Source organism: Amycolatopsis ponsaeliensis (assembly GCF_030182635.1).
Classification (GTDB): Bacteria; Actinomycetota; Actinomycetes; order Mycobacteriales; family Pseudonocardiaceae; genus Amycolatopsis; species Amycolatopsis ponsaeliensis.
Genome location: NZ_JAPZLD010000032.1, coordinates 38,524 through 62,879 on the forward strand (window position 1 = coordinate 38,524; position 24,356 = coordinate 62,879).

Genomic DNA, 24,356 nt, shown 5'->3' on the forward strand with positions numbered 1-24,356 from the left:
GCGGCCGAAGGCGCAACCTGGCCGCGCTCCCGTCGTTAACCGCTTCGTCAGTCCAGGGGAGGAACCATGCCGGCCGTCACATCGAACATCGTCCCGCTCCGGCACGCACGCCCGGGCGTGGTCGCGTACGTGAAGAGCCCGGCGGAGTGGTTCGTCTCGAACAGCGGCTGGATCCAGGGCAGCGAAGGCGTCGTGCTGGTCGACACGTGCGGCACCGAGCAGGCGACGCTGGAGCTCATGCGCGACGTCCGCAAGTACGCGGGCGAGCAGGAGCTGACCGTCGTCGTCACGCACGCGCACGGCGAGCACCACAACGGCGTCGGGGTCGCGCTGCGCGAAGGTGGGACGGCGCTGGCCGCGCCCGGCGCCGTCGACCTGGTCAAGGCCGGGCCGCAGACCTACGGCAACGTCTTCACCTACACCCAGTGGGGCGTGCTCGAGCCCCCGGAGCCGGACGTGGTCCGGCCGGTCACCGGCTGGCGCCGCCTCGACCTCGGCGACGCGGTCGCCGACGTCGTGGCGGTTCCCGGCGTCGCCCACACCGCGGGCGACCTGGTGGTGCACGAGCCCCGCTCGGGCACGCTGTTCACCGGCGACCTCGTGTCCGTCGGCGACACGCCGCTGACGGTGCACGGCTCGATCCCGGGCTGGCTCGACGCGCTCGCGTGGCTGCAGGACACGTTCCGCCCGCGGACCGTCGTCCCGGGGCACGGCCCGGTGGCGACCCCGGGGCACAGCGCGCTGCACGCGATGCGCGTCTACCTGGAGTGGCTGCTCGAGGTGACGGAGCGTCAGACGGACTTCACGAGGCTGGCCGACCAGGCGTCGCTGCGCTGGCCGTCGTGGCGCAACCCCGAGCGCCACATCGGCAACCTGATGCGCGCCTACGCCGACCAGCACGGCCGGAAGCTGGACGTCGACCTGGCGATCGACGCGGTCCTCGCGGCGGCGGGCGGCCGGATCGACCTCGACTGCCTGCTGGGCGGAGAGCCGGTCCGCCGCATCTCCTGAGCGCTGCTCCGGACGGTGGCTAATACTTATCAGCCTTTGACAGCGGTTCCCCACACCGCCTGCAATGGTCTGGACAACTTGCGATCACCGGCCTCGACGAGGAGACGCCCGTGCGCACCAGACCCTTCTTCCGGCGACTGACCACCCTGGCCGCGGCGGCCGCCGTCGCCGCCGGGCTCGCCACCGCCGTCGCCCCGGCCGCCGACGCCGTCCCGGCCACGATCCCGTTGAAGATCACCAACAACTCCGGCCGCGCCGACCCGATCTACCTCTACGACCTCGGCACGTACCTGGCGACCGGGCAGCAGGGCTGGGCCGACGCCGGCGGCACGTTCCACGCCTGGCCGGCCGGCGGGAACCCGCCGACCCCGGCGCCGGACGCGTCGATCCCCGGGCCCGCCAACGGCCAGTCGATCACCATCCGGATCCCGAAGTTCTCCGGCCGGATCTACTTCTCCTACGGGCAGAAGCTGGTCTTCAAGCTCACGACCGGCGGCCTGGTGCAGCCCGCGATCCAGAACCCGTCCGACCCGAACGTGAACATCCTCTTCAACTGGTCGGAGTACACGCTCAACGACGGCGGGCTCTGGATCAACAGCACGCAGGTCGACATGTTCTCCGCGCCGTACGCGGTCGGCGTGCAGCCGGTCGGCGGTACGACGAAGAGCACCGGCCACCTGAAAGCGGGCGGCTACAACGGTTTCTACACCGCGTTGCGCGGCCAGCCGGGCGGCTGGGCCAACCTGATCCGCACGCGCTCCGACGGCACGGTCCTGCGCGCCCTCGCACCGGGCCACGGCATCGAGATGGGCGTGCTGCCCGCGAACGTGCTGCAGGACTACATCAACCGCGTCTGGACGAAGTACAGCTCGTCGGCGCTGACCGTGACACCGGTCGCCGACCAGCCGAGCGTCAAGTACTTCGGCCGCGTCTCGGGCAACGTCATGAACTTCACGAACACCTCCGGCGGGTTCGTGACGGCGTTCCAGAAACCCGACTCCGACAGCGTTTTCGGCTGTTACAAGAACCTCGACGCACCGAACGACGTCCGCGGCCAGATCTCGCGCACGCTCTGCGCGGGCTTCAACCGCTCGACGTTGCTGACGAACGCGAACCAGCCGGACACGAGCTCGGCCGGGTTCTACCTGGACGCCGTCACGAACCACTACGCGCGCAAGATCCACGCGCAGATGGCCGACGGCAAGGCCTACGCGTTCGCCTTCGACGACGTGGGCCACTTCGAATCCCTGGTCAACGACGGCAACCCGGCGACGGCCTACCTGACGCTCGACCCGTTCAACTAGAGCCGCAGGACGGCCGGCACCACCGGCGTATCCCCGAGCCACGTGCAGGCGGGTACGCCGGTGCTCTCCGGCACCGGCACCGCCTTGCCCACCTTGACGAGGACCGTCGGCTGCCCGCAGGCGACGAGGTCCAGGACCAGCAACGGTACGACGAGCAGTATTTTCCGGATCCGCATGTCAGCTCACCCCGGTTTTGTCTCCACACTCCCACTCCGGACACGGCGGCCACGGCGGGCCGGTTCAGCGCCGAACGGGTGACGTCCCGGCCGGAACTCACGTGATCAGAGCCGCGACTCGCGTGACCGGAGCCGGAACTCGCGAGTTCCGGGCTCAATCACGCGAGTTCCGGCTTCCGTCACGCGAGTTCCGGCTTCCGTCACGCGGGATCCGGCTTCCCTCACGCCCTCATCGCTCCCGCCGGGTCATGATGGAGCCGTGCGGATCACGGCCTGGTGGCGCGGCATCAGCCCGCGGCGGCGGCTGCTCATGGGCGGCGTCGCCGTCGTCGTGGTGGCCGTGCTCGTCGCGGCCGTCCTCGCCACCACCGGCACCAGCGCCGCGCCGCGGGCCGGGACGCCCGATCAGGCCAAGCCCGGGCCCGTCCTGCTCGTCCCCGGCTACGGCGGCGGCCAAGGCGCCCTGAACGAGCTCGCCGCCCGCATCCGGCAGGCCACCGGCCGCGGCACCGAAGTCCTCACCCTGGCCGGCGACGGCACCGGTGACCTGCTCGAACAGGCCGGCGTCCTGGCCGAAGCCGTCGAGAACGCGTACGCGCGCGGAGCGCCTTCGGTGGACGTCATCGGCTACTCCGCCGGCGGCGTCGTGGCCCGGCTGTGGGTCAGCCGCGACGGCGGTGACCACCAGGCCCGCCGGGTGATCACCCTCGGCGCGCCCATGCACGGCACCGGCCTCGCCGCGGCCGGCGGCGCGCTCGTCCCGGGCGGCTGTCCCACCGCGTGCGTGCAGCTGGCTCCCGGCAGCACGCTGCTGCGGGAGCTGGCGAAGGAACCCATCCCGGCGACCCTGCCGTGGCTCTCGGTGTGGACCGAACGCGACGAGACGGTCACCCCGCCCGAGTCCGCCCGGCTCGACGGCGCCGTCAACGTCGCCCTCCAGCAGGTCTGCCCCGGCAACCAGGCCGGCCACGGCGACCTCCCCACCGACCCCGCCGTGACCGAGCTCGTCCTCCAGGCCCTCGGCACCAGCCCGCTCGAAGCGCCGACGGAGTGCCTCAGCTCGTGACGTCCTTGGTCGCGAAGTTCGCCCACGCGGCCCCGAAGAACACGACGATGTAGCCCGCCTGCAGCAGCAGCCCGTGGTCGATGTTGCGCCACAGCACGGGATCCCGGAAGAAGTCGATCCACGACAGCCAGTAGTGCGTCGGCAAATAGGGCTTCACGGACGCGGCCGCGTCCAGCGTCTCCAGCACCGAGCTCGTGATCAGCACGGCCAGCCCGCCCAGCGCGGCCCCCAGCGCCGAGTCGCTCACCGTCGACAGGAACACCGTGATCGCGGCGAACCCGAGCATCGACACGACGATGTAGGACACCGCGCCCAGCAACCGCAGGCCCAGCCCGGACGAGCTGAGCGACTGCCCCGACAACGACGTCACCCCGGTCGGCTGCCCGCCCGGCCCGGCGACCCCGGGCGTCCCGCCGGTGCCGAACAGGATCACCCCGAGCACCAGCGACGTCAGCACGACGATCACGATCGCCGCGGTCACGTACACGGCGAGCGCGACCATCTTGGCGCCGAGCAGCCGCGTCCGGCCGACCGGGCGCACCAGCAGGTACCGCAGGGTGCCGGTGGACGCCTCGCCCGCGATCGAGTCGCCCGCGGTGACGGCGACCGCGATCGGCAGGAACAACGGCAGGACGAGCGCGAGCGCGGCCGCCGGGAACAGCGCGCCGTCACTCACCACCGCCGACAGGAACGCCCCACCCTGCCCCGGCGGCGGCGCGAAGTCGGCCGTCGCCAGGAAGACGCCGACGATCGCGGGCAGCAGGCAGAGCAGCAGCACGCTGACCCACACCCGCGGCCGCAGCGCGAGCTTCCGCAGCTCGACGAGGATCATCCGGCGGCCCCGAACCGGTCCGACCCCGGACCCGTCACGTCGAGGACGACCTGTTCGAGGGTCCGCTGCTCCGCGTGGATCGACGTCACGCGCACTCCCGCCTCGACGAGCAGCGCGTTCAGCGCCGCCGGGTCGCCGTGCCGGATGACGAGACGGTCGCCGTCACGGGACTCGAGCTGACCGTCGAGGACGGCGACCGCCTCGGCCGGGTCCGGCGTGCCGACCAGGATCCGGCCGGTCGCCGCCCGCAGCGTCTCGAGGTCGTCCTCCAGCACGAGCCGCCCGCGGTCGACGACGCCGACGCGCGTGCAGAGCTGTTCGACCTCGGCCAGCAGGTGACTGGACAGGAACACCGTGGTGCCGCCCGCGTTCAGCTCGACGAGCAGCTCCCGGATCTCCTTGATGCCCTGCGGGTCGAGGCCGTTGGTCGGCTCGTCGAGGATCAGCAGCCGGGGTTTGCGCAGCAGCGCGCCGGCGAGCCCGAGGCGTTGCCGCATGCCGAGCGAGTACGCCTTGACCGGCCGCTGGTCCACCGCGCCGAGCCCGACCTGCTCGAGCACGTCGTCGATCCGCTGCCGCCGCGTGCGCCGCCCGCCGCCGCGCCCGGCCGCGTCGAGCAGGGCGAGGTTGCGCCGCCCGGACAGGTGCGGGTACGCGGCCGGCCCCTCGACGAGCGCGCCGACCTCCGGCAGCACCTCCGCGACGCGCTTCGGGACGGGCTTGCCGAGCACCTCGATCTCCCCGCTGGTCGCGTAGACCAGGCCGAGCAGCATCCGGACCAGGGTGGTCTTGCCCGAGCCGTTCGGGCCGAGGAAGCCGTAGCGGTCGCCTTCGCGGACGGCCAGGTCGACGGCGTCGACCGCCAGGGTGCGGCCGTACCGTTTGGTCAGCGCGCGCGTGACGATCATCGGCCGCTCCGGCGCAGCGTGGACAGCTCTTCCGCGACGGTCTTCAGCACGTCCGGCGTCACCGTGCCGGCGAGCAGGTAGGAGCGGCGGAAGGCCGACGCGCGGACGATCGCCAGCGACAACGGCGTGATCGACAGCTGCACCACGGTGCCCGCGGGCAGCCTGGTCTGCACCGCGCCGGCCTTCGCGGCGGCGTCGCTCGCGGCGTTCCCGACGGCGCGCGGCACGGCGATGACCGCGAAGGCCGCCAGCCCGGTGCCGTAGAGCGCGGCGCCCTCGACACCGCCGAACTTCGACGACGCCACCGGGCGCCCGGCGAGCGTCGCCGGCAGCGGCACCTGGCCCAGCGCGCCGAGCGCGTTCGAGACGTCCGGGGCGCTGGCCACGGTGAACCCCGAGCCGGGTACCGGCTGCGGCGCTTCGACGACCGGCGTCGTCTGCTCGAGCTGCTGGAACTCGGTGACCAGGATCGGCGCCTGCTGCCCGCGCGCGGTGACCTCGACGCGCACGGCCACGCCGGTCGCCGGGTCCGCCCAGACGTCGACGCGCCCGATCGTCGTGGCCGGATCGGCGGGGACGAGCCGCAGCCCGGACGCGGCGACGCCGGCGACGTTGCGTCCTGGCAGCGCGCTGACCGGGTCGCCCTTCGCCGCCTGGAGGATCCGCCGCGCGAGCTCGGGCGGCAGCAGGTCTCCGGCCCGCGGGAGCCGGACGCCGGCCTCGCCGACCAGCTCGGTCAGCGTGTTGTCGCCGTAGTCCCAGGTGTATTCGCCGTCGGGCAGCCGGTAGACGTCGTGCTCGCCGGCCGTGCCGAGGATGTCGACGCGGTAGCGGTCGGGCCCGGCGTACCACGCGCGCATCGGCGTGCGCATGGAGAAGAGCGCGGTGACCGGGGCGAGGTTCGGCAGCTCCGGCAGGGCGAGCGACCCGGCGCTTTCGGCGTACCCCTGGTACGGCCGCCCGGCGGACCCGAGCACGAGCTCGCGCAGCCGGCCGGGGTCGACCTGCCCACCGGCCGGGGCGAGCGCGGCGACGACGGACGGCACGGACACGAGCACCGCGGCCACGGCGGCGACGACCGCCCACCGGCGCCGCTTCGCGTGCCGCACCACCGAGGGCGTCATCCGGCATCACCTCTTCGTCCTTTGTACGCCATGGCCAGGTCACGGCTCGGTCCGGAACGCCGCGTCCGCGCCCCTCGTCCGGTTATCCTCGGCGCAGACCGAGCAGGGGGAGAACATGAGCACGACCAGCGAGGGCCCGGCCCGCAGCGACGCCGAGATGATGATCGCCGAGGCCAAGAAGGCCCTGTGGGTGATGGTGGGCCTGCTGGCCGTCCTGTGGGTGATCCAGCTCGTCAACGCCCCCACCGGCTACGACCTGAGCACCGAGTTCGGCATCGAGCCGCGCGACCCGGCGTCGCTGCCGGAGATCTTCAGCGCGCCGTTCATGCACTCCAGCTGGGCCCACATCGAAGGCAACTCCGGGCCGCTGTTCGTGTTCGGCTTCCTCGCCGCCTACCGCGGGGTGAAGAAGTGGCTCGGCGTGAGCGTGCTGATCATCGTCGCCAGCGGTCTCGGCGTCTGGTTCATCTCGCCGTCGAACTCGGTCACGGTCGGCGCCAGCGGCCTGGTCTTCGGCTACTTCGGCTACATCATCGTGCGCGGGCTGTTCGACCGGCACCTGATCGACATCGTGATCGGGATGGTGATGGCCCTGTGCTTCGCCTACCAGTTCGCGTCCCTGCTGCCGACCCAGGAGGGTGTCAGCTGGCAGGGCCACATGTTCGGCTTCGCCGGCGGCATCATCGGCGGCTGGCTGTTCCGCGACCGCCGCCCCAAGCCGGTCACGGCCCCCGACCCGGCGACCACGCTGCTGCCGAAGAACCTCACCTAGCTGTACTGGTCACGGAGGTTGGGGTACGGGGCGACGTCGGCGCCGGGGATGCGTTCGGCCACGGCGCCGGCGGCCAGGCGCAGGTACTCCTGGCTCTCCGTGCCGGCGAACAACCGGACCGGGATCGCGATCTCGCCCAGACGCTCGTCGAACGCGACCCGCTCGACGACCTCCAGCTCCCGCGGGATCGTGGGCGCGGCCGCCACCCGGGCCGGCCGGACTGGCGTCCGCCGCATCGCCTCGACGTCCGCCGGGCTCAGCCGCAAGGCCTCCCGCGGGAAGATCTCGAGGATCTCCTCGGGCCCGACGACGTTGTCACCCGGCTTCGGCCGGGGCGGCTCGTAGGCCACGAGCCGCGTGACCGCGTCCGTCTTCCGGACGGCTTCCAGGGCGCACAAGGCGCCGTACGAGTGCGCGACGAGGTAGACATCGCCCCAGCGGCCTCCGTCACCGCGGCGATGTCCTCGCCTTCACGCCGGATGTCGTACTCGGGCGCCTCCTCCCAGCTCAGGCCCCGGCCACGGCGGTCGACGAGGCGGTGGCGCCGGGCGAGCTGCTCACGGGCCGCCGTCCAGCGCGTGTGGTCCGCGGCGACCGGACCGAACTCGACATGCCTCCGACATCAACAACGTCCAAGCCGCTGTGAAGTCGCTGTGCATCCGCTTCGTTGCGCTGCCATCCCGGCGCCGGTGTGGTGATCTGGAACGGTGGCGATCACCTTCCTGAGGCCCGCGCTGGCGGCCGCGGCGGCCGTTCTGGTGCTCGGCGCCGGTCTCGTCGCCGGCACCGACACGACCGCCGATGACGCCTACGCCGCGGGTGCGCCGGTCACCACCACGCCTTCGACCACTCCGGCAACTGCGACTCAGGAGAAAATGGTTTCCCCGGTCGGCGCATTGTTCGCGAACGGACACCATTTCTGCACCGCGAGCGTCGTGCATTCCGGCGCCGGCGACCTGGTGCTGACGGCCGCGCACTGTGTCCAAACCGGAATGTCCTTCGCCCCGGGTTATCACGACGGTGTCGCCCCGCTGGGAATGTGGACGGTCACCGGAGTCACCGTCGCGGACGGCTGGACGTCTTCGGCCGACCCCGATCTGGATTTCGCGTTCCTGACCGTTCAGCAGGCGGGGAACACGGCCTCGCTGGAAAGCCTCACCGGCGCGAATGTTCTCGGCACCGACCGCGGATTCGACCACACGATCACCCTGACGGGCTACCCCGACTCCACCGATTCCCCCGTGGTGTGCACCGGCACCACGACACGGTCCGACACCTACCAGCAGCGCGTCGCGTGCGCCGGTTTCCCGGACGGCACCAGCGGCGGCCCGTGGGTGACCGGCGGCGCGGTCATCGGGGTCATCGGCGGCTACGAGCTCGGCGGCGACACCCCGGATGTCTCCTACAGCGCGTACTTCGACGACGACATCGCGAAGCTGTACGCCTCGGTCGACGGCTGAACCACCGGAAACGACCGGAAACGCGAACCGGGCCCGTGTCCCTGGCGGAGGACACGAGCCCGGTTCACCTATCGCGAACCCTCAGCAGGTCACGATGAGCCCGGTGAGTGCCGAGCACGTCTTCGACGCGCTGTCGTTGGCACCGTTGGGATCCGCGGGCGAGCTGGCCGTGCGCACCGCCGTCGTGGTGTACGAACCGAGCGCCAGCAGGCCGCCGTTGACCGAGAACTTCGCCGTCGCCGAAGCACCGGACGCCAGTGAGGCGACGTCACAGTTCAGCGTCCGGGTGCTCCCCACGCGGGTGCAGCCGGTGGCGCTGCCGAACGACAGGCCCGACGCATACGTTGCCACGACCCGGATTCCGGTCGCGGTGGACGGGCCGGAGTTCGTCACGGTCAGCGTGTAGTCGATGCGCGCGTTCAGGCCACCGTGGCCGGCCGCGGCGAGCGCGACCTTGACGTCGGCGGCCGTCGACGGGTTGCCGACCGTGATGACCGGGCCGTCGAACGTCTCGAACGAGTAGTTGTCGCCCACGAACTGGTGCTGCAGCGTGAACTCGCCCGGCGCCGCGGTGTCCTTGACGCGCAAGGTCCACACCGTGGTCTTCGTGCCGCCCGCCTCGAGGTCGCCGAACGCGGCGCGGTAGCTGCTCCCGGCCTGGAAGCAGCCGACCTCCGTCGTGTTGGTGCAGGACACCACGTCGACGATGTCGGTGATCGGGGTCGGCGTGCCGTAAATGGCCGCCTTGGCGAAGCTGATCGTGAAATCGCGGTCGTTGTGCACGGTTTCCGAGATGGTGAACGTCTGTCCCGGGAGCACCGTGGTGGTGCTGACTTCGACAGAACTGGAGGGCACGTCCGCCTGCGCGGCGGGTGCCATCGCGATGAATGCCGTGGCCAGTGCGGCCACCGAGGACAGGATCGTGGTTCTTCGCCAGCTACGTTGCATAGTCTTGATCTCGCCGTTTCGGTCCGGGGAATGCCGCTCTGACAGATGCTGCGTGGTCTTGGTGGACAGCCGACGCTGTTCAGTCGTCGCAAAACCGGCATTCGTTACCGCCATCCGGACGCGCCGCGGCACGGCCGTCAGGACGGACGCCAGCGGCCGTTCATCTCACCCGGACGCGGCGGCGGGCCCGGCAGTTCGCGGTCTTTTCCCGCTTCCAGCCCCTCGACGAGCATCGCCAGGTAGCGGCGGCGCAGCTGGGTGGTGCGCTCCGCGTCGTCCACGCGGATCGCCGCACAGCACTCGAGGATCATGCCGATGTCCTCGGTGACGGCGTCTTCGCGGAGCCGTCCGGTCCCGCGCGCCCGCGCGAAGAGCCCCGCGGACAGCTCGTTCGCCCGCCGCGCGTCGGCGCCCATCTCCTCGGTCGGGGTGAACGTGCCCGCGAGGTGGACGGTCAGCGAGTGGACGTCGGCGTCGACCACCCGGCGGAGGAAGCCGGTGAGCGCCGTCCAGCCGTCCGGCTCCTCGTCGGCGGCCTCAGCCTCGGCGATGTAGGTGCGGAGGCCGTCGTGGCAGAGCCGGCAGAGCAGGAACTCCTTGCTCGGGTAGCGCCGGTAGAGGGCGCTGATCCCGACGCCCGCGCGCTCGGCGACGTGCGAGATCGGCGCCTTCGGGTCCACCAGGAAGACCTGGCGGGCGGCGTCGAGGATGACGAAGTCGTTGCGGGCGGCCTGGGCGCGGCGGCCCGGCAAGGCGGTCTCGGGCATGGACCGAGATTACCACTGGAACGGATCATTCCGCTCTGGTACAGTTCGGAACGAAGCATTCCGTTCCACTCCCCGAGGAGCCAGACATGACGGTCCCCGCCCTTCGCCCGTTCCGCGCCGAGATCCCCCAGTCCGCCCTGGACGACCTGCAGGCGCGCCTGCGCCGGGCGCTCTGGCCGGACGACCTGCCCGCCGAGTACGGCGTCACGAACGAGCGGGTCCGCGCGCTGGCCGAGTACTGGCTGGAGAAGTTCGACTGGCGGGCGTTCGAGGCGCGGCTCAACGCGTATCCGCAGTTCGTGACGGAGATCGACGGCGAAACGATCCACTTCCTGCACGTCCGGTCGTCCCGCGCGGACGCGACGCCGCTGGTGCTGACGCACGGCTGGCCGGGCTCGATCGCCGAGTACCTGGACGTCATCGGCCCGCTGACCGAGCCGGAGTCGGCCGACGCGCCGGCGTTCCACCTGGTGATCCCGTCGCTGCCGGGCTTCGGCTTCTCGGGCCCGACGCGGTCGGCGGGCTGGGGCACGCACCGCACGGCGGCGGCGTGGGCGGAGCTGATGAGCCGGCTGGGCTACGAGTCGTACGGCGCGGCGGGCAACGACGCGGGGTCGATGATCTCGCCGGAGATCGGCCGGCTCGCGCCGGGGAAGGTCGTCGGCGTGCACGTCACGCAGCTGTTCTCGTTCCCGTCCGGCGACCCGGCGGAGATGGCGGACCTGAGCGAGGCCGACCAGGCCGCGCTCGCGCACCTGCAGTGGTTCTACGAGAACATGTTCTCCTTCAACACCCTGCACAGCCAGCAGCCGCACACCCTGGCGTTCGCGCTGGCCGACTCCCCGCTGGCGCTGCTGGCGTGGAACGCGCAGCTGTTCGGCGAGCACCTGGACGCGGACTTCGTCCTCGCGAACGTGGCGCTGTACTGGCTGACGGGCACGGGCGGCTCGTCGATCCGCTTCTACTACGAGGACGCGCACACGCAGTCGCAGGAGTCGGCTCCGACCACGGTCCCGACAGGCCTGGCGATGTTCGCGGGCGACTTCCAGTCGATCCGCCGTTTCGCCGAGCGAGACCACGCGAACATCATCAGCTGGAACGCGTACGACGCGAAGTCCGGCAGCGGCGGCGGCCCCCGCGACGCGGCCGGCCACTACTCGGCGCACGAGGCCCCGGAGATCCTGGTGGCGGACATCCGCACGTTCTTCGCCGGCCTCACTTCGCCGTGGCCCCTGCTGGCCTCCGCTCACCAGGCACTGCGCACGGCAGCGGCAGGCATCACGGACGGCTCGCTCCCGACGCCGTGCGCGGAGTGGACGGTGACCCAGGTCCTCCAGCACGCGGGAGGCGACCAGCAGGGCTACGCGGCTTTCATCACGGGCGAGCCGGGCCCGGACTTCAACCCGTTCGCGCCGTCGGGCGAGCTCGAGGACGTAGCGGAGTTCCTGGAGCCCAAGCTGGCCGCAGCGGCAGCGGCGTTCGCAACGGTGTCCCCGGACGCGGCGGCGGTACCGACCCCCTTGCCCCAGGGCGCCCTCCCGGCAGCGGTGGCGATGGGAGCGGCAGCATTGGACGCAGCGGTGCACGCATGGGACATCGCAATCGCAACGGGCCAGCAATCCCCGCTGACGCAGGAGATTGCAGCGGCGCTGCTGCCGGTGGCGAAGGAGCTGGCGGAGCCCCTGCGAGGGTTCGCGTACGCACCGGCCCTGGAGGGCCAGGCGGACGACGACGCGGCATCAGGGCTGCTGCGCTACTTGGGCCGCAACCCGAACTGGACGGCTTGAGGGACTGCTTCCGTTGCTGGGCCGAGGAACCGCCAGCGCGGTCCCCCGGCCCAGCCGTTTCCCCACGGCCATCGCTCCCCTGTCGGCCGCGCCTGCCCGTTCGGCCCGCCACCTTTGTCGCTCCACTGCCTCGTCGCCCGTCACCCGACCCGTCCGTCCCCTTGCAGCCCCCGCCACCTCGCCGGGCGCGCCAGCCCACTACCTGGTCGGCAAGTCCGCTCGTTACCCAGCACGTCGTCAACTCACCAGTCCGTCGCCTCACCACCCCTTCACCCCGGCGCACGCGACCACCTCGGCCGGTCCGCCCGTCGACTCGCACCCGCCATCTCGTCCGCGAGTCCATTCGCCACACCATCAGTGAGTCCGCGCATCGGCCGGCCACCGTCGTCGCCCGCCACCTCGTCGGCCATCCCGCCCGCCGACTCGCCACCCCGTCGACAAGTGCGCCACCCTCGCCCGTCGGGTCGATCTCGCCTGCGCCCCTTGGCGGCGTCCCGCCATCGCGATCTCCGCAGCGGCGACCAGTCCGGCGCCACCGCAGCTGTTCCTCCCCAGCGTCAACTCCGATTCCCTGCCGGCTCTGCTCCACACACCACCCCGCGCCCGCACTTCGCCTCCACCCATCGAGCCACCCGACCAAGCGCCGCCGCGCCAGATTCGCGTCACCCACAGCGAAATCCCGCAACCACCGGCACTCCGGCACTCCGGCCGCAGATCCGTTCGAGTCCACGGCAACCGCGGCTCGCGACCTCCCCAGCCGTCGCTCCCCGAAACCGCCGACCCCGAAGCCCGCGAAAATCCGTTGCCCCCCAACGGATCCCGAACCTACCCTGGCCGCATGACGAACCGACCGTTCCGGTGGGACCTGGTGCGTCCCGACCAGGTCGGGACGCTCCTCGACGACACCGAAAAGCCGCGCCTCTGGTTCCTCGGCGACCTCACCACGTGCACCGCCAAGGTCCTCGCCCGTTGCGGTGACGGCGAGCTCCACTTCGTCGGCCGGTCGCTGGACAGCATGCACGACCTCCTCTCCGGCGCCCTCGAACACACGTCGTGGCGGGATCGCGTGTGCCGGCTTCCGCTCTCGCTCAAGCCGCGGCACGGTTTCGGCCGCCGGGATGTGCGGCTGCTGCGGGAAAACCTCGCCGCCGCCGGGATCACTCCTCCCGCCCTGGCTCGCGGGACCCGGCCGACCGTCTTCGTCGACCTCGTCTACGAAGGCGACACCTTCACCGAGCTGTACGTCCAGCTGCGCGACTGGATCGACGAAGACCGCGAAGCATGGCACGTCATCCGGCGCAAGCTGCGGTTCCTCGGCGTCACCCTGCGCCAGCCGATCCGTCCGGACGCCTGGCGCTGGCAAGAAGACGTCGCCTGGACGCGGGAACTGCCCGCCGCGGCGGTTCGGAACGTCTCGCTCGCGCGGGACGTCTGGTTCTACTTCGGCAACGACCAGCCGAAGCTGACCCCGTCGTTCCCGCGGCAGCGCTGGACCGACGAGACCGTCCGGACCCCCGACCACGGCAAGGCGACGCGCCGCGCGCTGGCCGAAGCCTTCGCGCTCGTCGACGCCGGCCGGTCCACCGCAGTGCGTGACAGGCTCGTCCGGACGATCTCCGCCGAGCCCGCGATCGCCGGCCCCTGGCTGCGGGCGCTCGTCACCGAACTGCGCTGCTGACCGACGTTCGGATCCTGCCCCGGCGGCACCCCCTCGGTACGGTGACCGCATGACGCGCAAGGCGGTGGCAGTCCGGCGGGAGGAGATCGTGCTCGCCGCGCTCGAACGGGTCCGGGCCCGCGGCATCGCCGGCGTGCGGGCCGCCGATGTCGCGAAGGCCCTCGACGTCAGCACCGCCTTGATCTTCTACCACTTCGGCACCCTCGAAGCCCTTATCATCGAGGCGTTCCGCCAGGCCGCCGAGCGCAACCTCGCCGTCCTGCGCGACGAGCTGGCCCGTCCCGGCCCGGCCGGCGAACGGCTTCGCGCCGTCCTCGTCCTCTACGGGCCGACCGAGCCCACCGCCGGCTGGCACCTGTGGATCGAGGCCGGCGCCGCGGCGATGCGGGACGCCGAGTTGCGGGAGGTCGTCCAGCGGCTCGACCTGCGGTGGCGCGACGCCGTCGTCTCGCTCATCACCGAGGGCGTCGCCGCCGGCGAGTTCCGGTGCCCCGACCCGCAGGGGGCGGCGTGGCGGCTGACCGCCCTGCTCGACGGGCTCGCCGTGCAGTTCGTCGCGCGCGAGGGCACCGTCACCGCCGACGACTGTGCCCGGTGGGTCGCCCAGGCACTGACCCACGAGCTCGGCGTGCCCGAACCGGCACTGACCGCGGAGGATCGATGACCGGGCCGGCGTTGCTCGAAGTGGCGTGGACCGACCCGGTCACCGGGTGCCGGGGCTACCTGGTGATCGACCGGCTGGTTCGCGGCGTGGCCAGCGGCGGCCTGCGGATGCGCCGCGGCTGCACGCTGTTCGAGGTCCGCGGCCTGGCGAGGGGCATGACGCTCAAGGAGGGCCTCAACTACGACCCCGACGGCCGGTACGTCCCCCTCGGCGGCGCCAAGGGCGGCATCGACTTCGACCCGTACGACGAGCGCGCCCGCGACGTCGTCGCCCGCTACCTGCACGCCATGCGCCCGCTGATCGAGCGCTACTGGACCATGGGCGAGGACCTCGGCCTGCGCCAGGACGTCATCGACGGCGTCATCGCGGAGATCGGCCTGCTCAGCTCGGTCCAGGCGATCTACCCGCTGCTCGAAGACCGCGACGCGGCGACCGAGCGGCTGGCCGACGCCTTCCGCATCGAGGTCGGCGGCCTCGGGCTCGACGAGCTGGTCGGCGGCCTCGGCGTCGCCCAGGCCACGCTCACCGGGCTCGAAATGCTCGGGCTCGGCGGTCCGAACCGCGTCGTCGTCCAGGGGTTCGGCTCGATGGGCGGCGCGACGGCGCGGTTCCTCGCCGAAGCCGGCCTCCAGGTGGTCGGCGTCTCGGACGTGCGCGGGATCGTCGTGAACCCGGACGGTCTCGACGTCGAGAACCTGCTGCGCCACCGCGACCGCTTCGGCGGCATCGACCGCGACAACCTCAGGGCGGGCGACGAGCTCCTCCCACCCGAGGCGTGGCTCGAGGTTCCAGCCGAGGTGCTCGTGCCGGCCGCGATCTCGTACTGCGTCGACGGCGATAACCAGGCCAAGATCGGCGCGAAGCTCATCGTCGAGGCCGCGAACATGCCGGTGACGGCCGACGCCGAGGAGCTGCTCGCGGCCAGGGGGATCCGCGTGCTGCCGGACTTCGTGGCCAACTCGGCGACCAACTCCTGGTGGTGGTGGACGCTCTTCGGCGATGTCGGCGCGGACGCGGAGGAGGCCTTCGACAAGGTGCGGACGCGGATGCGCGACCTCGTGACGGGCATGTTCGAGCGGGCCACCCTCGACGGGCTCAGTCTCCGCGCCGCCGCTCTGCAGCTGTCGGAGAAGAACCTCGAGGCCATCCAGTCCCGCTTCGGCTGAGTCGCCCGACGGCAAGAACGATCGGTCACCCTGCCCGCCCCAGAAAGAACGATCGTTCGCCCTCTCTCACGGCACGAACGGACCGTTCGCGCCCGTCTGCCGCAAGAACGATCGGTCACCCTCCCCAGCAGCGCGAACGGCCCTCTCGCACCCACCCGCAGCAAGAACGATCGGTCACCCCCGCCCAGCCGGGAACGAATCCGCCCCTCAGATAGTTGAACGCTCCATGAAACTCGGCATCTACAGCTTCGGCGACCGCGCCCCGGACCCGCGCACCGGCGACCAGCCGTCCGTCGCGCAGACGCTGGCCAACACCCTCGAACGCATCAAACTCGCCGACGAACTCGGCCTCGGCTTCTACGGCCTCGGCGAACACCACCTGGACCAGTACGCGATCTCGAACCCGGGCACGGTCCTGGCCGCAGCAGCGAGCGTCACCACCCAAATCACCCTCAGCTCCGCAGTGACCGTCCTCAGCACCGAAGACCCGGTCCGCGTCTACCAGCAGTTCACCACCCTCGACCAGCTCAGCCACGGCCGAGCCGAACTGCTCGCCGGCCGCGGGTCGTTCACCGAGTCCTTCCCGCTCTTCGGCAACGACCTCGGCGACTACGACGAACTCTTCGAGGAGAAGCTCGCCCTCCTCCTCCGCATCGACCGCGAAGACCCCCTCACCTGGTCCGGCAAGTTCCGCCCACCGCTGGAAAACGCCCGGATCCTGCCCCGCCCGTACGGCGACCGCCTGCGCATCTCGATCGGCACCGGCGGCAACCCCGAGTCGTCGATTCGCGCCGGGCTGCTGGGGCTGCCCGTCGTCTACGCCGTGATCGGCGGCCGGCCCGAGCGGTTCGCGCCGCTCGTCGATCTCTACCGTCAGGCGGGCGAGGCCGGCGAGCACCGGAAAGAAGACCTCCACGTCACCATGAGCGCCATCGGCTTCGTCGCCGAGAACTCGCAGGACGCCAAGGAGACCTTCTACCCGTACTGGCTCGAAACGATGAAGTACGGCGCGAAAGCCCGCGGCTGGGCGGTCCCGACCCGCGCCGAGTACGACCGGTACACCCACGACGCGCAGGCCCTGTTCGTCGGCAGCCCGCAGGAGATCGCCGAACGGCTGATCACCGTCGGGAAGCTCACCGGCGCGGACCGCTACGCGCTGCAGATGGACTGGTCCGGCGTGCCGCACAAGAACGTCATGCGCGCCATCGAACTGCTCGGTACCGAAGTCCTTCCGTTGGTGCAGAAGGAGTTCTAGACGTCGTTCCCGGCGATGTACCCGAACGTCATCGCCGGGCCGATCGTCGAGCCGGCGCCCGCGTAGCTGTGCCCCATCACCGCCGCGCTCGCGTTGCCGGCGGCGTACAGACCCGGGATCACCGTGCCGTCCGCGCGGAGCACGCGCGCCCGGGCGTCCGTGCGCATGCCACCCTTCGTGCCGAGGTCGCCGGGCACGATCTTGAACGCGTAGAACGGCGGGGCCCACAGCGGCGCGAGGCAGGAGTTGGGCAGCACCAGCGGATCGGTGTAGTAGTGGTCGTACGCGCTCGCGCCGCGCCGGAAGTCACCGTCCACTCCGGACCACGCGAAGCCGTTGAAGCGATCCACAGTGGACTTCAACGCAGCGGACGGCACACCGATCGCCGAGCCGAGCGCCTGGATGCTCGACGCCTTGAAGACCGCGCCCGCGGTGTACCAGGCGTCCGGCAGCGGCAGCAATGGCAAGGTGTCGCGGAACAGGTACTTGTTGCGGTAGTTCTGGTCGACGACGAGCCACGCGGGAATGTCCGGCGCCGTCGGGTTCTTGTCGTACATCGTGTGCACGACGTCGCTGTAGGGTGCGGCTTCGTTGACGAACCGCTTGCCGGCCTGGTTGACGATCAGCCCGCCGGGCAGGGTCCGCTCCGCCAGGCAGAAGTACGGGTCGCCGGGGATCGGGATGGCCGGACCCCACCACGCGTCGTCCATCAGGTCGAGCGCCGCGCCGGCGCGCTGCCCGGCACGGTGGCCGTCGCCGGTGTTCTCCTTGGCCCCGACGGTCCAGGCGGTGCCGATCGGTTGCCGCTGGTACTGCGCGCGCATCGCGGCGTTGTGCTCGAACCCGCCCGAGCCGACGATCACGCCACGCCGGGCCCGCACCAGTCCGCCCGGCACGAGAACCCCGGTCACCGCGCCGCTTTCGACGTTCAGGTCGAGCAACGGCGTGTTCAGCAGCACCGGGACGTTCGCCCTGAGCAGGCCCACCCGCAGACTCGCGGCAAGCGACTGCCCCATCGTCAACGGCTTCTGCCCGGCCAGCGCGGCGGCCGTGCCGCGGGCGAGACAGGCGGCGGCGACCGCCGCGCCCTTCGCGTTGACCGCGGCCAGGTTCAGCCACTTGTAGTCGGCACTGAACACGACGAGCCCCGGCGGCGTCGCGAGGTACGCCGGGTTCAGGTTCGCCAGTTCGGCGCCGAGCAGGTTCCCGTCGAACTGGTCCGGTTCGATCGAGCGGCCGTTCGGCAGCCCGCCCGGCAGCTCCGGGTAGTAGTCGCTGTAGCCCTCCATCCACCGGAACCGCAGCGGGCTGTTCGCCATGACGAACGCGATCATTTCGGGGCCGTTGCGCAGGAACGCGTCCTGCCGCGCGGCCGGGACGTCCGGCCCGACGACGGCGGCGAGGTACTGCGCGGCCTTCGCCGGCGTGTCCGGCACACCGGCGGCGAGCAGCACCGGGTTGTTCGGGATCCAGATCCCGGCGCCGGACCGCGCCGCCGACCCGCCGAACGTCGGCGCCTTCTCCAGCACGACGACGCTGAGCCCGCGCTTCGCCGCCGTCAGCGCCGCGGTCATCCCGGCCGCGCCGGAGCCGACCACGACGACGTCGTACTCCCCCACGAGTGGCGCGGCGCCCGCGGCCGGTGCCGCCGCGAGCCCGGACGTCACGGCGAGGCCCACGCCCGCCGCGGTGCCGCGCAGGATCTGGCGGCGGGTCAGGTCGGCATCCATGGCGCACTCCTCGCTCGCGGAACGGCGAAGGTCATGGTGTCGGTCCACTCGGGAAACTGGAACATGTTCTACCCGCTTGGAGCAGCCATGTAGACCAGTGGCCGCAACCCATGACGACATTCGCCGCACCGGCTCGACGAAGTTGACGAATCCCTCATCTTATGGATAACTTGAGGGCAGTCTCACTTTCCCTCGAGGAGGATCCCTTGCCGAAAGTCATCGCCGTCCTGGGCGTCGGCCCCGGTCTCGGCCTGTCGATAGCCCGCCGCTTCGGCCGCGAAGGCTTCATGACGGCGCTGGTCTCGCGCACCGAGACCCGGCACGCGAGCTACCGGGAGTCCCTGGCCGGGACCCCCACGCACACCTACGCGGCGGACGTCACCGACCCCGCCCGGCTGGAAGCCGTTCTAGCGCGCATCACGGAAGAAGCCGGCGAGATCGACACGGTGTACTTCGGCCCGGCCGACATCGCCGGGCCCGGTCCCGTCCCGCTCACCTCAGCCGGCGCGGACACCGTGCGCGCGGCGTTCGACGCGATCGTTTCCCCGGCGGCCCGGCTCGTCGAGGCGGTGCTGCCGGGCATGCTGGAGCGCGGCTCGGGGTCGCTGCTCTTCGCCGGCGGCCTGAGCGGCAAGTACCCGATGCCGATGCTCGGCAGCCTGGCGCCGGCGTCGGCCGCGTTGCGCATGTACGTCCTCACGCTGAACGCGGCCCTGCGCGAAACCGGCGTCTACGCGGGCACGCTGACGATCGGCGGCCTCATCGAGCGCGGCGACATCCACCGCGAGTTCACCAAGCAGGACCACGGTTTCGAGGTGGGCACCCTCGACCCGGACGTCATCGCCGGCAAGGCGTGGTCGCTCTACGTCGAGCGCGACGACGCGGAAGCGGAGTTCACCGCGATGGCCACGGTCTAACCTGGAGATCATGTTCACCTCGGGGGATCGGAACCTGCTCCGCGACGCCCTGGTCGAGGCGGCCCGGTCGGACGAGCGCGTCACCGGCGCCGCGCTCACCGGCTCGGCCGCGCTCGACTCCGAAGACGCGTGGTCGGACATCGACCTCGCGTTCGCCGTCGCCGGCGAGCCCGAGCCGGTGCTCGCGGACTTCACCGCGCGGATGTACCGCGAGCACGGCGCGGTGCACCACATGGACGTCGTGTTCGAGCGGACCGTGTTCCGCGTTTTCCTGCTGGCGAACACGTTGCAGGTCGACCTGGCGTTCTGGCCGGAGGCGGACTTCGGCGCGACCACGCCGAAGTTCCGGCTGCTGTTCGGCACGCCGCAGGATCGCCCGCAGTCGCCGCCACCGGACCCGCGGCGGCTGATCGACCTGGCCTGGCTGCACGCTTTGCACGCGCGCTCGAGCATCGAACGCGGCCGCGGCTGGCAGGCCGAGTACATGATCGGCCGGGTCCGGGAGTTCACGCTGAGCCTGGCCTGCCTGCGCCACGGCGTGCCCGCCGTCGAGGGCCGCGGCCTGGACCGGCTGCCCGCCGATGTCACCAAGCCGTTCGAAGCGACGCTCGTCCGCGGGCTCGACGACCTCGGCGGGCCGTTCCGGGCCGTCACGGAACTCTTCATCGGCGAAATCGACCTGGTCGACGCCGGCCTGGGTCGTCGATTGGCTCCGCTCCTGCGCGAGATTTCCTAAGCCAGGTAAGCGAGTTCCGGGTGCGCGGCGGCGTAGGCGTCGAGCAGCCGCCGCGCCACGGAGACCGAGTCGACCAGCGGGTGCAGCGCGAACGCCCGCAACGCGGCCTCGCGAGAACCCGTCGTCGCGGCTTCGATCGTCGCGCGTTCGACGGCCTTGACCGCCGTCACCAGGCCCAGCTCGTGCTCGGCGAGCGGCTCGGCGGCGAGCGGCCGGGCACCGTTCGCGTCGATGACGGACGGCACTTCGACGACCGCGTCGGCCGGCACACCCGGGAGCGCGGATCCGTTGCGGACGTTGAGGATCAGCGTCGTGCGTTCGCCGTACGCGATGGCCCGCATCAACGCCAAGGCGACCTTCTCGTAGCCGCCGCCTTCGAGGTCGTCACGCTCGCCCTCGCGCGTCTCGGCCATGTACGTCGCTTCACGCTCCAGGCGCGTGCGTTCCCACGACGCCAGCGAAGGTTCCGCGTAGAAACTGCGTTGCTGCTCCAGCAGCTGAGCACCGCGCGACTGTGGACTCATGGCTTCGCGCGCGAAGTAGTAATAGTGCAGGTACTCGTTGGGCAGCGCGCCGAGGGCACGCAGCCAGTCCGCGCCGAAGAGCTTGCCCTCCTCGAAGGACTCCAGCGCATCGGTGTCGGCGAGCAGCCGCGGCAGGACGTCCTCGCCGCCGACGCGGACCGCGCGGAGCCAGCCGAGGTGGTTGAGGCCGGCGTAGTCGAACCACGCCGTCGCCGGGTCGATCCCGAGAGCCCGCGCGACGCGGCGGCACAGCCCCACCGGCGAGTCGCAGATGCCGAGCACGCGGCCGCCGAGGTGCGCGGCCATCGCCTCGGTGACCATCCCGGCGGGGTTGGTGAAGTTGATGACCCACGCTTTCGGCGCCAGCTCGGCGATCCTGCGCGCGAGGTCGACGGCGACCGGGACCGTCCGCAGCCCGTAGGCGATCCCGCCGGCGCCGACGGTTTCCTGGCCCAGCACGCCTTCCGCGTGCGCGATCTGCTCGTCCAGGCGACGGCCGCGCAGCCCGCCGACGCGGATGGCGGAGAACACGAAGTCCACATCGGACAGTGCGTCGGCGAGATCGGTGGTGGTCCGAACCCGTGGCGCTGCCTTCGCGCCGGCGGCCTGCTCGGCGAGAACGCGTTCTATCGCGCTGAGCCGCCCGGCCTCGACGTCGTGCAGGACCAGCTCGGTGACGCCGCCGCCGGTCAGCAACGCGCCGTGCACGAGCGGCACGCGGAACCCGCCGCCGCCGAGGATCGCCAGTCTCATCGCAGCACCTCGACCCCGGCCTCGCGCAGCGCCGAACACGTCGGCTCGTCGGCGCCGGGACTCGTGACGACGACGTCGAGCGCGTCCGGCCCGCAGACCCGGGCCAGCCCGGTACCGGGGAACTTGCCGGCGTCGGCGAGCAGCACCACGCGGTCGCCCGCGGCGACCATCGCGCGCTTGACCGGCACCTCGACGACCGTCGAGTCCATCACGTGGCCGTCGCCGCGGATGCCGCTCGTGCCGAGGAAGACGGTGTCGGCGTGCACCTGGCGCAGCGCGTCCTCGGTCAGGAATCCCACCATCGAGTGATAGCTGCGCCGGACCACGCCGCCAAGCAGCACGAGCTGGACGTCGTCGGCGTCCTTCAGCTCGTCGTAGACGGCGAGGCTGCTGGTGATCACGGTCAGCGCGCGGTCGCGCAGGTGCCGCGCCAGCCGGTGCGCGGTGGTGCCGATGTCGAGGAGCACGGTGTCGCCGTCGGCGACCAGGCCGGCCGCGCGCCGGGCGACGGCGTCCTTGTCGTCGGCCCGCTCGGCGGCCACGCGCGCGAACGGCTCGTCGCCGGCCGCCATCGCCCCGCCGTAGACGCGGGTCAACCGGCCCTCGCGATCGAGCTGCACGAGGTCGCGGCGCACGGTCGCCTGGCTGACGCCGAGGCGTTCGGCCAGCACGCCGACCGGCGCCGGGCCCTCCGCGCGGAGAGCCCGGAGGATCAGCTCGTGGCGACGCTGGGGCAGCATGCCGGGACGATAGCAGTCAAACTCGCTCACCTGGCGATCGACTTTGCGCGTCTCTTGCGCATTCCGCGCACCTGAAGCACGCTCGTGCGCATCCTCGATCCCCGGAGGCGCCCGTGCCGGCCGAGTCCGCACCCGACATCGATGTCTTCCTGTCCGGCCTGCTGTTCTTCGACCTGGTCTTCACCGGGCTCGAAGGACCACCCGAGCCGGGCACGGAGGTGTGGACGGGCGGCATGGGCTCGGGGCCGGGCGGCATCGCGAACTTCGCGGTGGCGCTGAGCCGCCTCGGCCTGCGGACGTCGCTGGCGGCGGCGTTCGGCACCGACGTCTACGGGCGGTACTGCTGGGACGTGCTTTCGCAGGAGCGCATCGACCTGTCGCGGTCGCGGCGGTTCCCGGAGTGGCACTCCCCCGTGACCGTCTCCCTCGCCTACGCCGGCGACCGGGCGATGGTCACCCACGGCCACCCGCCGCCCGTCCCGGTCGCCGAGCTGGCCGGCTCGCCGCCGCCGAGCCGCGCGACCGTCGCGCACATCGGGCTCGACACGGCCGACTGGGTCCACACCGCGCACCAGGCCGGCAGTCTCGTGTTCGCCGACGTCGGCTGGGACCCGTCGGAGGCGTGGTCGGCGGCGCTGCTCGACCAGCTGGCGTGCTGCCACGCGTTCCTGCCCAACGACGTCGAAGCGATGCGCTACACCCGCACGGACACCCCGGAAGCGGCGTTGGCGGCGCTCGCCGACCTCGTGCCGGTCGCGGTGATCACCCGCGGCGCGGCGGGCGTGCTGGCCGTCGACGGCACCACGGGCGAGACGGCGGACATCCCCGCGCTGCCGGTGAACGTGCTCGACGCGACCGGCGCGGGCGACGTCTTCGGCGCGGGGTTCGTCGCGGCGACCCTGACCGGCTGGCCGCTGGCGGACCGGCTGCGGTTCGCCGGTCTCACGGCCGGCCTGTCGGTCCAGCACTTCGGCGGCGCGCTGGCCGCCCCTGGCTGGCACGAGATCGCGGAGTGGCACGCGCGGAACCGGCGTCCGGACTACGCGTTCCTCGACGACGTCCTGCCCGCGGAGACCATCGCCGAGACGTCCCGCCGAGGCCCGGTGACGCTCGGCTTCGGCGACGACAGCTGGCGCTAGTGCACCCGCGCGCCGGCCGGTACACGGCGTCGGGACTGCGGACGTCGCTGCTGTCGGTGCCGGGCGCGGTCGGCGCCGAAGCGGTCGGGCTGCGGCCGATCGGCGAGGTGATGGGCTGCGTCGTGGCGCGGTACGAGGACGTGACATCGGGCCTGCGCCGCGGCTACGCGACGGCCCTGGACCGGCTGCGAGAGGAGGCTGGTGCGCTCGGCGCGGACGGTGTCCTGGCGATCGGCTGCACGGTGACCCGGGTGAGCGCGGCGGTCCACGAGTTCGTGGTCCTGGGCACGGCGGTGCGCGCGCTCCGCGGGGTTCGCCCGCCGCGGCCGTTCACGACGGGGCTGTCCGGTCCGGACGTGGCGAAGCTGATGCTGGCGGGCTGGGTCCCGGTGACCCTGGCGATCGGCATCGACGGCGCGACAGTGTTCGACATCGCGATGACGGCCCGCCCGGGCTCGGAGGCGGCGGTGCCGACCGACCTGGTGACCCGCGTCCGGGCGGCGGCTCGGGCGGAGTTCCTGGCGTCGGTGCGCGAATCGGGCGCGGACGGCGGGTTGGTGTCCTCGACGACGCTGCAGGCGTGGGCCCTCGGCCACACGGGAGCGACGGCGGTGGCGAGCGTGTTCGGCACGGCGGTGGCCCGGTTCGGCGCCGGGCCCGCGCCGACGGTGTCGCTTCCGGTGCTGCCGCTGGACGGAGATCCGCCCGGCGCGGGCCGGTAGGCGGATTGCGGTCCCGGGCTCGTCGGCCGGCGCCGCGGCGCTCGTCCCGCCACCGTGCCTCCCGGATCTCGAGGCACGACCGGACCTTCCGGACATACCCCGTTGATCACCCCGCGCGCGCCGCCCGGCCGCGCGGATCCGTGCCACGATGGAAGCGAAAGCCCCGTCGAAGGAGGT

The 24,356-nt window shown here is 71.9% G+C and carries 24 protein-coding genes; 14 read left to right on the top strand and 10 right to left on the bottom strand.

Annotation, left to right across the window (positions count from 1 at the left end):
* The first annotated feature begins 66 nt into the window (after positions 1–66).
* Together QQ657_RS36875 and QQ657_RS36880 are read left to right on the top strand one after the other, a co-directional pair.
* Complete coding sequence (locus QQ657_RS36875) at positions 67–1,011, top strand: MBL fold metallo-hydrolase (RefSeq protein WP_284746953.1); 945 nt, start codon at positions 67–69, stop codon at positions 1,009–1,011.
* 110 nt (positions 1,012–1,121) lie between these two features.
* Positions 1,122–2,315 carry a glycoside hydrolase family 64 protein gene (locus QQ657_RS36880; protein WP_284746954.1) on the top strand — a complete coding sequence of 398 codons (1,194 nt, stop codon included), beginning with the start codon at positions 1,122–1,124 and terminating at the stop codon, positions 2,313–2,315.
* Here the strand turns inward: QQ657_RS36880 and QQ657_RS36885 are convergent.
* Positions 2,312–2,491, bottom strand: a complete 180-nt coding sequence (locus tag QQ657_RS36885) for a hypothetical protein (protein ID WP_284746955.1) — start codon at positions 2,489–2,491, stop codon at positions 2,312–2,314. The genes QQ657_RS36880 and QQ657_RS36885 overlap by 4 nt on opposite strands.
* Before the next feature lie 259 nt (positions 2,492–2,750).
* Between QQ657_RS36885 and QQ657_RS36890 the strand changes: the two genes are divergently transcribed.
* Entirely contained in the window at positions 2,751–3,557 is an 807-nt protein-coding gene (locus tag QQ657_RS36890; RefSeq protein WP_284746956.1) for an esterase/lipase family protein, read from the top strand.
* Here QQ657_RS36890 and QQ657_RS36895 read toward each other — a convergent pair.
* From QQ657_RS36895 to QQ657_RS36905, 3 genes are read right to left on the bottom strand one after another with little or no spacing between them, the layout of a single operon-like run.
* Positions 3,547–4,389 carry an ABC transporter permease gene (locus QQ657_RS36895; protein ID WP_284746957.1) on the bottom strand — a complete coding sequence of 281 codons (843 nt, stop codon included), beginning with the start codon at positions 4,387–4,389 and terminating at the stop codon, positions 3,547–3,549. The genes QQ657_RS36890 and QQ657_RS36895 overlap by 11 nt on opposite strands.
* Positions 4,386–5,297: an ABC transporter ATP-binding protein gene (locus QQ657_RS36900; RefSeq protein ID WP_284746958.1), complete on the bottom strand. Its 912-nt coding sequence runs from the start codon at positions 5,295–5,297 to the stop codon at positions 4,386–4,388. Before QQ657_RS36900 ends, QQ657_RS36895 begins: the two co-directional genes overlap by 4 nt.
* Positions 5,294–6,421, bottom strand: coding sequence for a hypothetical protein (locus QQ657_RS36905; protein ID WP_284746959.1), 1,128 nt, complete (start codon positions 6,419–6,421; stop codon positions 5,294–5,296). Before QQ657_RS36905 ends, QQ657_RS36900 begins: the two co-directional genes overlap by 4 nt.
* Before the next feature lie 115 nt (positions 6,422–6,536).
* On the opposite strand from QQ657_RS36905, the gene QQ657_RS36910 reads away from it, so the two are divergent.
* On the top strand, positions 6,537–7,193 hold the full coding sequence (locus QQ657_RS36910; RefSeq protein ID WP_284746960.1) for a rhomboid family intramembrane serine protease: 657 nt from the start codon (positions 6,537–6,539) through the stop codon (positions 7,191–7,193).
* Here the strand turns inward: QQ657_RS36910 and QQ657_RS36915 are convergent.
* Positions 7,190–7,591 carry an alpha/beta fold hydrolase gene (locus tag QQ657_RS36915; RefSeq protein WP_284746961.1) on the bottom strand — a complete coding sequence of 134 codons (402 nt, stop codon included), beginning with the start codon at positions 7,589–7,591 and terminating at the stop codon, positions 7,190–7,192. The genes QQ657_RS36910 and QQ657_RS36915 overlap by 4 nt on opposite strands.
* Positions 7,592–7,900: 309 nt before the next feature.
* On the opposite strand from QQ657_RS36915, the gene QQ657_RS36920 reads away from it, so the two are divergent.
* Entirely contained in the window at positions 7,901–8,653 is a 753-nt protein-coding gene (locus QQ657_RS36920; RefSeq protein ID WP_284746962.1) for a trypsin-like serine peptidase, read from the top strand.
* Between the two features lie 81 nt (positions 8,654–8,734).
* Here QQ657_RS36920 and QQ657_RS36925 read toward each other — a convergent pair whose 3' ends face one another.
* Together QQ657_RS36925 and QQ657_RS36930 are read right to left on the bottom strand one after the other, a co-directional pair.
* Complete coding sequence (locus tag QQ657_RS36925) at positions 8,735–9,562, bottom strand: DUF11 domain-containing protein (RefSeq protein WP_284746963.1); 828 nt, start codon at positions 9,560–9,562, stop codon at positions 8,735–8,737.
* A gap of 176 nt (positions 9,563–9,738) precedes the next feature.
* Entirely contained in the window at positions 9,739–10,368 is a 630-nt protein-coding gene (locus tag QQ657_RS36930; protein ID WP_284746964.1) for a TetR/AcrR family transcriptional regulator, read from the bottom strand.
* Between the two features lie 86 nt (positions 10,369–10,454).
* Between QQ657_RS36930 and QQ657_RS36935 the strand changes: the two genes are divergently transcribed.
* The 5 genes from QQ657_RS36935 (at position 10,455) to QQ657_RS36955 (ending at position 16,918) form a co-directional block, all read left to right on the top strand.
* Positions 10,455–12,155: a TIGR03086 family metal-binding protein gene (locus QQ657_RS36935; protein WP_284746965.1), complete on the top strand. Its 1,701-nt coding sequence runs from the start codon at positions 10,455–10,457 to the stop codon at positions 12,153–12,155.
* A gap of 838 nt (positions 12,156–12,993) precedes the next feature.
* Entirely contained in the window at positions 12,994–13,833 is an 840-nt protein-coding gene (locus QQ657_RS36940; RefSeq protein WP_284746966.1) for a hypothetical protein, read from the top strand.
* A 49-nt stretch (positions 13,834–13,882) separates the two neighbouring features.
* The gene (locus QQ657_RS36945) at positions 13,883–14,497 is read left to right on the top strand and encodes a TetR/AcrR family transcriptional regulator (RefSeq protein ID WP_284746967.1); all 615 of its coding nucleotides are present in this window, start codon (positions 13,883–13,885) and stop codon (positions 14,495–14,497) included.
* Complete coding sequence (locus QQ657_RS36950) at positions 14,494–15,663, top strand: Glu/Leu/Phe/Val dehydrogenase dimerization domain-containing protein (RefSeq protein ID WP_284746968.1); 1,170 nt, start codon at positions 14,494–14,496, stop codon at positions 15,661–15,663. The genes QQ657_RS36945 and QQ657_RS36950 overlap by 4 nt, the downstream gene beginning before the upstream one ends.
* Positions 15,664–15,889: 226 nt before the next feature.
* Positions 15,890–16,918 carry an LLM class flavin-dependent oxidoreductase gene (locus QQ657_RS36955; RefSeq protein WP_284746969.1) on the top strand — a complete coding sequence of 343 codons (1,029 nt, stop codon included), beginning with the start codon at positions 15,890–15,892 and terminating at the stop codon, positions 16,916–16,918.
* On the opposite strand, the gene kstD is transcribed toward QQ657_RS36955, so the two are convergent.
* Complete coding sequence (gene kstD / locus QQ657_RS36960) at positions 16,915–18,648, bottom strand: 3-oxosteroid 1-dehydrogenase (protein WP_284746970.1); 1,734 nt, start codon at positions 18,646–18,648, stop codon at positions 16,915–16,917. The two genes, QQ657_RS36955 and kstD, sit on opposite strands and share 4 nt — an antisense overlap.
* 206 nt (positions 18,649–18,854) lie before the next feature.
* Between kstD and QQ657_RS36965 the strand changes: the two genes are divergently transcribed.
* Together QQ657_RS36965 and QQ657_RS36970 are read left to right on the top strand one after the other, a co-directional pair.
* On the top strand, positions 18,855–19,565 hold the full coding sequence (locus QQ657_RS36965; protein ID WP_284746971.1) for an SDR family NAD(P)-dependent oxidoreductase: 711 nt from the start codon (positions 18,855–18,857) through the stop codon (positions 19,563–19,565).
* A gap of 10 nt (positions 19,566–19,575) precedes the next feature.
* Complete coding sequence (locus QQ657_RS36970; protein ID WP_284746972.1) at positions 19,576–20,301, top strand: nucleotidyltransferase domain-containing protein; 726 nt, start codon at positions 19,576–19,578, stop codon at positions 20,299–20,301.
* Here QQ657_RS36970 and QQ657_RS36975 read toward each other — a convergent pair.
* Positions 20,298–21,578 (bottom strand): 6-phospho-beta-glucosidase, encoded by a 1,281-nt coding sequence (locus QQ657_RS36975; protein WP_284746973.1) that lies wholly within the window; start codon positions 21,576–21,578, stop codon positions 20,298–20,300. The two genes, QQ657_RS36970 and QQ657_RS36975, sit on opposite strands and share 4 nt — an antisense overlap.
* Complete coding sequence (locus QQ657_RS36980) at positions 21,575–22,318, bottom strand: DeoR/GlpR family DNA-binding transcription regulator (protein ID WP_284746974.1); 744 nt, start codon at positions 22,316–22,318, stop codon at positions 21,575–21,577. The genes QQ657_RS36975 and QQ657_RS36980 overlap by 4 nt, the downstream gene beginning before the upstream one ends.
* A gap of 113 nt (positions 22,319–22,431) precedes the next feature.
* Between QQ657_RS36980 and QQ657_RS36985 the strand changes: the two genes are divergently transcribed.
* Positions 22,432–23,457: a carbohydrate kinase family protein gene (locus QQ657_RS36985; RefSeq protein ID WP_284746975.1), complete on the top strand. Its 1,026-nt coding sequence runs from the start codon at positions 22,432–22,434 to the stop codon at positions 23,455–23,457.
* The gene (locus QQ657_RS36990; protein ID WP_284746976.1) at positions 23,457–24,179 is read left to right on the top strand and encodes a heavy metal-binding domain-containing protein; all 723 of its coding nucleotides are present in this window, start codon (positions 23,457–23,459) and stop codon (positions 24,177–24,179) included. The genes QQ657_RS36985 and QQ657_RS36990 overlap by 1 nt, the downstream gene beginning before the upstream one ends.
* Positions 24,180–24,356: the final 177 nt, after the last annotated feature.